Annotated in this window: 9 protein-coding genes and 1 pseudogene; 6 read left to right on the top strand and 4 right to left on the bottom strand. The window is 71.3% G+C overall.

Going from position 1 to position 11,593, the window contains the following annotated elements:
* The first annotated feature begins 288 nt into the window (after window positions 1-288).
* A complete protein-coding gene (locus ACWDU1_RS21195; RefSeq protein WP_450000814.1) occupies window positions 289-1,014 on the top strand; it encodes an AAA family ATPase in 726 nt (241 codons plus the stop codon).
* Between the two features lie 36 nt (window positions 1,015-1,050).
* On the opposite strand, the gene ACWDU1_RS21190 is transcribed toward ACWDU1_RS21195, so the two are convergent.
* Together ACWDU1_RS21190 and ACWDU1_RS21185 are read right to left on the bottom strand one after the other, a co-directional pair.
* Window positions 1,051-1,992 (bottom strand): diacylglycerol kinase family protein, encoded by a 942-nt coding sequence (locus ACWDU1_RS21190; protein WP_450000812.1) that lies wholly within the window; start codon window positions 1,990-1,992, stop codon window positions 1,051-1,053.
* Window positions 1,989-3,566 carry an FAD-binding oxidoreductase gene (locus tag ACWDU1_RS21185; RefSeq protein WP_450000816.1) on the bottom strand — a complete coding sequence of 526 codons (1,578 nt, stop codon included), beginning with the start codon at window positions 3,564-3,566 and terminating at the stop codon, window positions 1,989-1,991. Before ACWDU1_RS21185 ends, ACWDU1_RS21190 begins: the two co-directional genes overlap by 4 nt.
* A gap of 140 nt (window positions 3,567-3,706) precedes the next feature.
* Here ACWDU1_RS21185 and ACWDU1_RS21180 point away from each other — a divergent pair, with 140 nt between their 5' ends.
* Together ACWDU1_RS21180 and ACWDU1_RS21175 are read left to right on the top strand one after the other, a co-directional pair.
* On the top strand, window positions 3,707-4,375 hold the full coding sequence (locus ACWDU1_RS21180) for a TetR/AcrR family transcriptional regulator (RefSeq protein WP_450000810.1): 669 nt from the start codon (window positions 3,707-3,709) through the stop codon (window positions 4,373-4,375).
* 31 nt (window positions 4,376-4,406) lie between these two features.
* A complete protein-coding gene (locus ACWDU1_RS21175) occupies window positions 4,407-5,960 on the top strand; it encodes a glycerol-3-phosphate dehydrogenase/oxidase (protein ID WP_450000808.1) in 1,554 nt (517 codons plus the stop codon).
* On the opposite strand, the gene ACWDU1_RS21170 is transcribed toward ACWDU1_RS21175, so the two are convergent.
* Complete coding sequence (locus ACWDU1_RS21170) at window positions 5,961-6,560, bottom strand: GNAT family N-acetyltransferase (protein WP_450000806.1); 600 nt, start codon at window positions 6,558-6,560, stop codon at window positions 5,961-5,963.
* A gap of 178 nt (window positions 6,561-6,738) precedes the next feature.
* Here ACWDU1_RS21170 and ACWDU1_RS21165 point away from each other — a divergent pair, with 178 nt between their 5' ends.
* From ACWDU1_RS21165 to fdhD, 3 genes are read left to right on the top strand one after another with little or no spacing between them, the layout of a single operon-like run.
* Entirely contained in the window at window positions 6,739-7,971 is a 1,233-nt protein-coding gene (locus ACWDU1_RS21165) for an FHA domain-containing protein (RefSeq protein ID WP_450000804.1), read from the top strand.
* 47 nt (window positions 7,972-8,018) lie between these two features.
* Window positions 8,019-10,328, top strand: coding sequence for an FdhF/YdeP family oxidoreductase (locus ACWDU1_RS21160; RefSeq protein ID WP_450000803.1), 2,310 nt, complete (start codon window positions 8,019-8,021; stop codon window positions 10,326-10,328).
* Entirely contained in the window at window positions 10,325-11,152 is an 828-nt protein-coding gene (fdhD, locus tag ACWDU1_RS21155) for a formate dehydrogenase accessory sulfurtransferase FdhD (protein ID WP_450000802.1), read from the top strand. Before ACWDU1_RS21160 ends, fdhD begins: the two co-directional genes overlap by 4 nt.
* Window positions 11,153-11,157: 5 nt before the next feature.
* Here the strand turns inward: fdhD and ACWDU1_RS21150 are convergent.
* A pseudogene (locus tag ACWDU1_RS21150) lies at window positions 11,158-11,593 on the bottom strand (FAD-dependent oxidoreductase); the annotation flags it as partial.

Raw genomic sequence — 11,593 nt, 5'->3', positions numbered from 1 at the left:
CAGCCGCGAGTCTCGAGCGCTGACAGCAGACGCTTGAGGGGCCGAACCCCGCGCGCCGGAGGCGCGCCAAAAAACACAGCCAAAAAACAGAGAGGCGGAGCCTTCGGTGGATGAGGGACACCGAAGACTCCGCCTACACCAGACACACTACCGCCGTTCCGGCCCGTCGCCCCCAATCCATAAGCAATTCTCAGCTTGAGCCCGGATTTTCTCAGGTCAGGGCCTGGCCAGGGGTGTGGACCGGCGGTGTTGTGCCCGATGCCGGTATCGCCTGTGGAAGTACACATCTTGCCGAAATCGGTCACACTGGGGACCCTGGACGGGGTGAACCCCCCGCTCGATGCCGTTCCGCTGTATCCGCCCGAATCCGTCCTACCGGAATCGGATTCGGAAATCCTCCGCCCCCGGGGCCTCGACGATCTACGCGGCGGGCACGCGGGTTCGCTGCGGTATCCGGCCACCGCCGCGCTGATCTTCGCCGGAATACCCGGGGCCGGTAAGAGCACCGCGTTGCGCAGGCTTTTCGATGCCGGTCCGGAGTCCGAGCACGCCTGTCCCGGGCCCGATGGATCGCTGGTGTTCGATTCGATCCAGGCCCGTAACTCGTGGCGGCCCCGGCTGTCCTGGCTGCCGTATCCGCTGTGGCGGCCGGTGGTGCACCTGGTGCATTTCAACCGGATCTGGATCGCTTTGCGTGACCATCGCGGGCCGGTGGTGATCCATGATTGCGGCACTGTCGATCTCACCCGCCGGATGCTGGCCCGCTGGGCCCTGCGGCAGGGGCGTGAGCTGCATATGGTGCTGCTCGATGTGCCGGCGGAGTCGGCGCGGGCGGGTCAGTTCGCGCGCGGGCGGCGGGTGGGGCGGGCCTCGTTCCACTGGCATGTGTGGCGGTGGAGACGGCTGCTGGGCCAGGTGGAGGACGGCTCCGGTCCGCGGCCGGCGCCCGCGTCGGTGGTGCTGCTGGACCGTCCCGCGGCCGATCGGTTACGCGAGGTGCGGTTCGCGGCTTGAGCCGCGTTCACGGGGTGAGGACCGTCAGCGCCGCGTTCACGGGGTGAGGACCGTCAGGGCCGCGGGTTCGATCCGCGCGGTCAGCGGTAGCCGGCCCGCGGGTTCGCCGTCGGCGGTGGCCGGGGCGCCGGGGGCGTCGAGGCGCAGTGACCGCGCCCGGTATTGGCTCACCGCGGGGTGCTCGATCCGTTTTCCGGCCGAGAGGGCGGGCAGGATCCGCAGCATTTCCGCGTGCGACACCTTGCCGACGACGGTCAGGTCGAGCAGGCCGTCGTCGCAGTGGGCGTCGGGGCAGATGAGCATGCCCCCGCCGTAGGTGGTGGTGTTGCCGACCGCCGCGAGCAGTGCCTCGGTCTCGATGACGGCGTCGGGGTGAGCGCCGCCGTCGAGTTCGATCCGGTACGGGACGGCGATCCCCTGCGCGATCTCGGCGACCGCGGCGAAGGTGTAGCGCAACCGGCCCCGCGGGTAGCGCATCCGGTTGGCGCGCAGGGTCACCCGGGCATCGAACCCGGTGCAGGCCACGGTGGCGAACCACATCGGTTCGTGTCCGGCGGGTTCGAGGTGACCCAGATCGATGGTGCGTACCCGCCCGTAGCGGATCAGGTCGGCGGCCGGGCGCGGATCGTCGCCGATGCCGAGTTCGCGGGCCAGGTCGTTGCCGGTACCGGCCGGGACCAGCGCCAAGGGGACGCCACTGTGCGCGAGGGGGGCCAGGATCGTGTTGACCAGGCCGTCGCCACCGATACACACCACCACATCCGGGGTTTCCGCTTCGAGTATCTCGCCGACCCGGCGCCGGGTATCGGCGGCGGAGGGTTCGTGGATTTCGCGGATCTCGATATCGGCTCCCGCGAGCCGTTCGACCACGGTGGCGGCGGCCTCCCGGGCCCGGCCCTGGCCGGACGACGGGTTGGTCACCACGGCGACCGAGCGCACCGCTCGGATATCGGCCCCGGGGCGATCGGCGTCGCTCATGGCAGCAGTGTGCCAGGGTTGAGAATGCCGGCCGGGTCGATTTCGCGTTTCACCGCGCGCAGGATCCGGATGCCCAGGTCGCCGATCTCGCCGGGCAGCCAGGCCCGGTGGTCGGCGCCGACCGCGTGGTGATGGGTGATGGTGGCGCCGGCCGCGGCGATGGCGTCGCCGGCCGCCTGTTTCGCGATGCGCCACTGCGCGATCGGATCGTCGAGCAGTTTCGCGACGACGGTGAAATACAGTGACGCGCCGGTCGGGTAGGTATGCGAGATATGGCACATGACCAGGGCGGGAGTGCCCTGGGCGGTGAGTGTCTCGGTGAGCGCGGCGGTCACCTTCGCCTTCAGTTCGGCCAGCCCGCTCCAGGTGGTGGCGGTCTCGAGGGTTTCGCACAGCACCCCGGCGTCCAGGAGTGCGTCGCGCAGGTAGGGCGCGGCGAAACGCCCGTGCTCCCAATCCCGCGCGGGCCGGGGGCCCAATTCCGTTCCGCCCGCGTCGCGTAGCAGTCCGGCTGCTTCGGCGCTGCGCGCGGCGACGTGCGCGGCGGTGCCCTCGAAGGTGGTGACCGCGAGGCAGCCCGCGACCGGTGCGCCGCCGATATCGCCGGCCCGGGCCAGGTTCAGTCCGGTTTCGGCCTCGTCGGAGAGTCGCAGCACGGTCGGGGCCGCGCCGGTTTGCACCACACCGCGCAGGGCGGCGGCGCCGGTCGCGAAATCAGGGAAGGACCAGGCCATATGGGCGGTGGTCTCGGGGCGTGGATGGACCCGGACGGTGACTTCGGTGAGCACGCCGAGGGCGCCCTCGGAGCCCACGAACAGTTCCCGCAGATCCGGTCCGGCGGCCGAGGCGGGTCCGCGGCCCAGGTCCACGGTTCCGGTGGGAGTGGCGACTCGGATGCGCTGGACCATATCGTCGAAGCGGCCGTATCCGGCCGAGGCCTGTCCCGACGAGCGGGTGGCGGCGAATCCGCCGATACTGGCGAATTCGAAGCTCTGCGGGAAATGGCCGAGTGAGAGTCCGTGCGCGGCGAGCAGTTCCTCGGCGCGCGGACCGGTGACACCGGCCCCGAACGTGGCCGTCGCGGAGACGGGATCGCAGTCCAGGAGCGCGTCGAGCCGGCGCAGGTCCAGGGCGATCACGGTGTCGAACCGGCCCCGGACCGGGTCCACCCCGCCCACCACGCTGGTGCCCCCACCGAACGGGACCACGGCGATCTCGTGTTCCGAACAATAGGCGAGCACCGCCGCCACCTGCTCGTGGCCGGCCGGGTACAGCACGGCGTCGGGCGCGTCCTGCGGGGCGCGGTCGCGGCGGCGCAGCAGATCGAGCGTGCTCTTACCGCCCGCGTGCCGGAGCCGGTCGGCCGCGTCGGTGGTGAGATGCCCCGCGCCGACGATGGCGGTCAGACCGGCCCGCCGGTCCTCCGGGAGGACCAGCGGGCGCAGCGCCACGTCGCCCTCATCGCGACGCGCCGCGAGCTCCCCCGAGACACCGAACACCTGCGTGAGCAGACCGCGGATCTGCTCGGACAGCGGAGTCCGGCCCGCGGGGACGCCCCAGGCATCCCACACCATATCCGGCCGGCCGGTGCCGTGGGTGGGGTCGGCGTCGCGCGGATCGGGTTCGGTGTGGCCGGACGGTGGGGTCATGCGTTACAGTTTGACATGCTTTGTCAAGTAGTAACGAACTGGTCGAGAAAGTGAGGGCGGAATCCGTGTCCACCGGCACCGGCCTCCCGGACCCCGGCCCCGCGCCCGTCGAGCAGACGATCCTGGACGCGGCCCGGGAGTGCGTCGCGGAATTCGGAGTCCGCCGCACCACCCTCACCGAGGTGGCCCGGCGGGCCGGTGTGAGTCGCCCGACGGTCTATCGTCGCTGGCCCGACAGCCGCGCCCTCATCGCCGAGCTCCTGGTCCGGGAACTGCGCGCGATCATCGCCACCGCCATGCCCGGATCCGGGACCGCGCGTACCCGGCTGATCACCGGCGTGGTGAACGGCGCCGCCGAGGTCCGGTCGAATCCGCTGTTCGGCAAGATCTTCCGGACCGATACCGATCTGATGCTGACCTACGTCTTCGGCCGGCTGGGACGCAACCAGCGCCAATTGCTCGATCTGTTCGTCACCGGGATCGGCGAGGGCCAGGCCGACGGGTCCATCCGCGCCGGAGATCCCACCCGGCTCGCGGCCATGGTGCTGCTGATCGCGCAATCGGCGGTGCAATCGGCGGCCACCGTCGCCGATCTGCTCGACGACGACGCGATGGATACCGAACTCCGCCACGCCCTGGATGCCTATCTCGCGCCCACGGCTGCCCCGGCAGCCGTTTCCGGGACCCCTGCGCCGCAGGCTCCCGGGACCGCCCCCTCGTCACGGAAGGAGTAGCGCACCGTCGCGCGACGCGTGCCGCCAACCGATGTCCGACACCACACCCCCGCAGCCCGGTTCCGCGCTCGACGCCGGCCGCCGCGCTCGCGAACTCTCCGCACTGGGCGATACCCCCGAGATCGACCTGCTGGTCATCGGTGGCGGCGTCACCGGGGCCGGCGCCGCCCTGGACGCGGCCGCGCGCGGCCTGCGCACCGTCCTGGTGGAGAAATCCGATCTGGCCAACGGCACCAGCCGGTGGAGTTCCAAACTCGTCCACGGCGGCTTGCGCTATCTCGCGAGCGGCAAGATCGGTATCGCACACGAGAGCGCGGTGGAGCGCGGCATCCTGCTGGCCCGCACCGCGCCGCATCTGGTGCGGCCGCTCCCCCAGCTCGTTCCGATCCTGCCCGGTATCGGTTTCCCCGCCCGGGCCCTCATCCGCACCGGCTTCCTCGCCGGCGACGCCCTGCGGATGGGCGCGGGCACGCCCGGCGCGCTGCTGCCCCGTTCACGGCGGGTGACCCGCGCCGAGGCGCTGCGGCTCGCGCCCACGGTGCGGCGGGACGGGCTGCGCGGCGGTTTGCAGGCCTGGGACGGTCAGCTCGTCGACGATGCCCGGCTGGTGGTCGCGCTGGCGCGGACGGCGGCGGCCCACGGCGCCACCGTGCTGACCCGGGTCGCGGCCGAATCGGTGCGCGGCGACGGAGCCACGCTGCGCGACGACCGGACCGGTGAGACACTGACGGTCCGCGCCCGGGCGGTCGTCAACGCGACCGGCGTATGGGCCGACCAGGTCGATCCCAGTATCCGGCTGCGTCCCAGCCGCGGTACCCATCTCGTTTTCGACGCCGCCGCGTTCGGCGGGTTGACGGCCGCGCTGACGGTTCCGGTGCCCGGGACCGTCGGCCGGTTCATCTTCGCGCTACCGGCTCCGCACGGGCGGGTGTATCTCGGCCTGACCGACGAGGACGCGCCCGGACCAGTGCCCGACGAACCACGCCCGTCCGAATCCGAGATCGGCTTCCTGCTGGACACGGTGAACACGGTGCTGCGTATCCCGCTGACCCCCAGCGATATCCGCGGCTCCTACGCCGGTCTGCGACCGCTGCTGCGCACCGCGGTCGACAGCACCGCCGATATCTCCCGCGAGCACGCCGTTCTCACCTCCCCGGACGGAGTGACCACGGTGGTCGGGGGGAAATTGACCACCTACCGGAAAATGGCCGAGGACGCGGTCGACGCCGCCGTCACCGGGGCCGGGATCGACGCCGGACCGTGCCGGACCACCGCACTGCCGCTGGTGGGCGCGGTCGCCGGGGCGGCCCGGGACCGGCTCGCGGCGCCACAACTGCTGATCGAACGGTACGGCGCCGAGGCCCCCGCGGTGGTGGCGCTGGCCGCGGCGAATCCGGAACTCGCGAGACCGGTCGCACCCGGGCTGGATGTGATCGGCGCCGAGTTCGCCTGGTCGGTCACCCACGAGGGAGCCCTGGAGGCGGGCGATCTGCTGGACCGCCGGACCCGGATCGGCCTGGTCTCCGACGATCGCGCCGCGGCCGAAGCCGCGGCCGAAGCCGCTGTGGCCGGCTGGAGTGGCTGATCAGGCGTACCGCCAGGTCGCGACTTCGGCCCGCATACAGGCCCGCGGCCAGATATCCAGGCCGTGCGCGGCCTCGGCGGCGCGCAGGGCACGCAACTGCGGTGTCTCCTCGGACGGGTCGAGATACCGGAATCCCAGCCGGCGGTAGTAGGGCCCGTTCCACGGGACCTCGGTGAAGGTGGTGAGAGTTATCGCCGGCAGCCCCGCGGCGCCGGCCCAGCGGACCGCCCGGTCGAGTAGACGGCGCCCGATGCGTGCGCCGCGCAGTTCGGGAAGCACCGAGACCTGGTCGATATGCGCCATCCCGTCCACCACGCTCGCGATCAGATATCCCACCGGCACCCCGTCGCCGGGATCCCACACCCACGCCCGGCCGTCGAGAACGAATTCGCCCAGCGTCTCGGCCGGTAATGGTTCGTCCTCCGCCACGGCCGCCATCCCGGCCTCGGCGAAGGGCCGCCCGGCACGAACCTCGATCTCACGCAGAACCGGGATATCGGTCACGGTCGCCGGGCGGATCACGACCCGGCCCGCTTCCGAGGCCGCGGTGTCCGGGGCCGCGCGACCGACCGCGGGATCCGGGTACCCGAACCGGCGCACGGGCGGGCGGCGCCCGCAACGGCGGGCGCGGCGATGTACGGCATCTGTTCCCTTTCCGGAGCCGACCGGTGTGGCGACCATTCCCGGTATAGGCCCTGCTGTCGTCCCCCATCTCACACGCCCGGTAACGGATTCGCATCTATGCTGGATCCGGTGCTGTGCCAGGAAGGAGCCGTGGGTGCGCGTCGATACGTCCACCATTGGTATCGCGCCGGGTGAAGGCCTGGTCGCGCGCTTCGGTGATGTGGTGATCTACCTGGTGGGTGCCAACGCGTCCACCGAGCGGATACTCGGCGCCGTCGAGGCGGTCGCGGACGCGGAGCATCCGGGTGCGGCCATCGCGCAGCGGCTCGCGGCCGTGGTGTTCGGATCCGGATCGGAACCACCACCTTTCGGTCTGGTGGCCCCGGCCGCCGACGGCACACTGGTCCTGCTCCGGGGCCCGGTCTCGGCCTCCATCTCCGGCGCCGAGGGCACCCGCGTCCTGATCGGTGCGCGCGCCTTCACCTGGGTCGACGAGATCCTGCGTGATCCGGTGCGCACACTCGCGGTCGGTCCCGGCTCCGAGGCCCGGGTCACCCCGTATCCGCGCACCGATCTACGCGCGGGTGTGGTGCCGGGCGGCGGGTTCGTGATCCATGCCGCGGTGCGCCGCACCAAACGCCCCGCGACCCCGGCGGCGGTCGCGGCCTCCGACGCCGCGTACGAACCGGCGGCCACGGCCCCCGCCGGACTGGCCGCCGCCCAACCGGAACCGGCGGCCGATCCGGGCCCGCCGACCGGCCTCGCGGAATCCCGGGCCGCCGACCCGCTGCCCGGGACCCGCGCCTGGTCCGCGGCGCCGGCCCCGCGCGCCAAGGCCGAACCGGTACGGATCCGTCCCGACGCGGATCGGTCCCGCGCCGGCACCACGGCGAAAGCGTTCGGAGCCGAGGCGAAACAGGTCCGGAGCGGGCCCGACGTGAAGCCGGGCCGAGCCGGTACCGAAGCCGAGCCGGTACGGCTCGGAAAGGACCGGGACAACCCGTACGGTGCCCGCAGACCCGACGACGGCGCCCCGCCCACCGCACCGGTCCTGGTGGCCGAGGACGGGACGGCCTACCCCCTGGATCGCGCCTACGTCATCGGCCGGGGGCCCTCGGTCGACGAATCGGTACGCCGCAACACCGCCGCCCCGCTGGTGCTGCAGCGCGACCGGCATATCTCCCGGGTGCACGCCTACCTCGCGGTCGATGCCGGCAAGGTCTTCCTGCGGGACGCCGGAACCGCCGCCGGGACCTTCGTCTCCACCCCGGGCGAACCCCGGTGGACCAGGATCAGCCAATCGCCCACCGAACTGCCGCCCGGCGGCCGGATCCGGATCAGCGAACAGGTCCTGACCTATCAAGATGCCGGCAACAGCGCGTCCTGAGCGATACCCCGCCCGCGCCGCCCGCCACCCCGGCGCACAATGGCGGTATGCACCGCAACAGCCCGGCCGACGATATCGACGAGGCGGAACTGACAGTCACACCGCCGAAAACACAGGCGGCGGGCCTGCGGGCGGTCGGGGTCGCCCTGCAGCGGGCGATCTCCGATATGGGTGTGGTGCGTACCGCGCGGTCGCTGGCCCGGGTCAACCAGGTGCACGGGTTCGACTGCCCGGGCTGCGCCTGGCCGGAACCGACCGGCCATCGCCGCCCCGCCGAATTCTGCGAGAACGGCGCGAAGGCGGTCGGTGAGGAGGCGACGCTGGAAACCGTCGGGCCCGAATTCTTCGCCGAACACTCCCTCGCCGACCTCGAGGGCAAGAGCGGTTACTGGCTGGGCCGGCAGGGCCGGCTCACCCATCCCATGGTGCTGCGTCCCGGCGATACCCACTACTGCCCCATCTCCTGGGACGACGCCTACCGCCTGATCGCGACGCGACTACGCGAACTGGACTCCCCGGACGAGGCGGTGTTCTACACCTCCGGCCGCACCGCGAACGAGACCGCGTTCCTGTACCAGCTGCTGGTCCGCAGCTACGGCACCAACAACCTGCCCGACTGCAGCAATATGTGCCACGAGTCCTCGGGCACCGCCCTGACCGCGTCGATCGGGATCGGCAAGGGTTCGGTCACCATCGACGATTTCGCCGCCGCCGATCTGATCCTGGTGGCCGGGCAGAACCCGGGCACCAACCATCCCCGGATGCTGAGCGCCCTCGCCGACGCCAAGAAGGCCGGGGCCCGCATCGTCGCGATCAACCCGCTGCCGGAAACCGGCCTGATCGGCTTCCGGGACCCGCAGACCGTGCGCGGGCTCACCACCGGCGTGGATATCGCCGACGATTTCCTGCAGATCCGGCTCGGCGGCGATATGGCTCTGTTCCAGGGGCTGGCGAAACTGCTCTTCGAGGCCGAGGACCGCGCGCCGGGCACAGTGCTGGACCGCGCCTTCCTCGACGCGCACACCGCCGGGTTCGAGGCCTACGAGCGGCATATCCGCGCCGTCGATCTCGCGACGGTGCTCGAGGCGACCGGCCTCACCCGCGCCGAACTCGACCGCACCGCCGCGCTACTGGCCGGATCCGGCCGGACCATCCTGTGCTGGGCGATGGGCCTCACGCAGCACACGCACGCGGTCGCCACCATCGAGGAGGCCACCAACCTGCTGCTGGCCCGCGGCATGATCGGCAAACCGGGCGCCGGAGTGTGCCCGGTACGCGGGCATTCCAATGTGCAGGGCGACCGCACCATGGGCATCTGGGAGAAGATGCCCGAATCGTTCCTCGCCGCCCTGGATCGCGAATTCGATATCACCAGCCCCCGCGCGCACGGTTTCGACACCGTTGCCGCCATCCGCGCCCTGCGGGACGGCCGGGCGAAGGTCTTCTTCGGAATGGGCGGCAACTTCGTTTCCGCCACCCCGGACACCGCTGTCACGGAAGCGGCCCTGCGCGGTTGCGCGCTCACGGTCCAGGTGTCCACCAAACTCAACCGCAGCCATATCGTGCACGGTGCCACCGCGCTCATCCTGCCGACCCTGGGCCGCACCGATCTCGACCTGCAGAACGGTGCCCGCCAACAGGTCTCGGTCGAGGATTCGATGTCGATGGTGCATCTGTCCACCGGCCGGCTCACCCCGGTATCACCGGACCTGCGCAGCGAGGTCGCGATCGTCTGCGAACTCGCCCGGGAGGTGCTGGGCCCGGATCATCCGGTGCCCTGGGCGGAGTTCCGCGACGACTACGACCGGGTCCGGGACGCCATCGCCCGGGTGGTACCCGGCTGCGAGGACTACAACAGCCGGGTCCGGCAGCGCAACGGTTTCGTACTCCCGCACCCGCCGCGCGACACCCGCGAGTTCCGTACCGCCACCGGCAGAGCGAATTTCGCGGTGAACGAATTGCGCTGGGTCCCCGTCCCGCCGGGCCGGCTCGTCCTGCAGACCCTGCGCAGCCACGACCAGTACAACACCACGATCTACGGTCTCGACGACCGCTACCGCGGCGTCCATCACGGTCGCCGGGTGGTGTTGGTGAATACCGGCGATATCGCCGAACTCGGTTTCCGCGACGGCGATCTCGTCGACCTGGTGTCGGAGTGGTCCGACGGCGTGCAACGCCGGGTGGAGGGCTTCCGGGTGGTGCCCTACCCCACGCCACGGGGCAACGCGGCGGCCTACTATCCCGAAACCAACCCGCTGGTACCGCTGGATCATGTGGCGGCACGGTCCAATACACCGGTGTCCAAGGCCGTCACCGTCCGGCTCGAACCCCATACCCACCGGCCCGGGCCGCGATGAGCCGAGTCACCGCGCGACGCCGGATGCGGCGCATCACCCCGTCCGGCGAAATCGTCCGTCCCGATACCCTGGCCGTCGAAGAACCCCTGGAGATCCGGGTGCGCGGGGAATCACTCACCGTCACCATGCGCACCCCGGGCAACGATATCGACCTGGTGCACGGTTTCCTGTTCGGCGAGAACCTGATCGCCGACGCGGCCGATATCCATACCGCCCGCTACTGCGCCGGAACCGACGACGAGGGCCGCAACACCTACAACGTGCTGGATGTGGACCTGCGGGCACCGGTGACGCTTCCGGCCCGTCCCTTCCTGACCACCGGCGCCTGCGGATTGTGCGGGCGGACCGCGCTCGAGGAGATCCGCCTGCGCAGCCGCCATCCGATTCCGCCCCCGCGGCCCCTGCTGGATGCCGCCGTCGCGGCCGGATTACCGGAGATCCTGCGCGGCCGCCAGGCGGTATTCGACGCCACCGGCGGTCTGCACGCCGCCGGCCTGTTCACCCCGGACGGCGCGCTGCTCGCGGTACGCGAGGACATCGGCCGCCACAACGCCGTGGACAAGGTGATCGGCTGCGCCCTGCGGGAGAACCGGATTCCGGCCTCCGATCTCGTCCTGGTGGTGAGCGGGCGGGCCTCGTTCGAACTGGCGCAGAAAGCGGTCCTGGCCGGGATCCCCGTTCTGGCCGCCGTTTCGGCGCCGAGTTCCCTGGCCGTCGATCTGGCCGAGGAGGCCGGGCTCACCCTCGCGGGTTTCGTGCGCGGCGACACCATGAACATCTACACCCATCCCGAACGAATCCGCGGATCCGCGCTCGCCGGGTGATATCGCTACCGCGCCACCGCGGCGGCATAGTCGGCGAGCTCGATATCGTCCTTGGCATCACCGGCGAACCTGTCCATCAGGGCGAACCACCGCGACCTCAGGAACCAGTTCCGCAACCGCAGGCCCCGGGCGGTTTTCGGCGCCAGGAACGGACCCGGGCTGCTGCTGCCGCCCAGTTTCGCGTAGCGGCGCATGATCTGGTCGTAGCGGGCGAAGGCCACGGTGTGATCGTCTCCGGCGGCGGCGAGTTCACCGGCCAGGACATAGGCCCCCACCAGCGCCAGCCCGGTCCCGAAGCCGGCCAGGGTATTCCCGTAGGCACTGTCGCCGACCAGGGCCACCCGCCCCGAGGTGTAGGCGGGCATGCGCACCCGGGCCAGCGCGTCCAGATAGAAATCGTCGTACTCGGACAGTTCCGCGAGCATCTCGGGTACCGCCCCC

Source organism: Nocardia sp. NPDC003345, assembly GCF_053589395.1.
The sequence above is the reverse complement of the archived record's forward strand: the minus strand, read 5'-3'. Positions and strand labels throughout refer to the sequence as shown.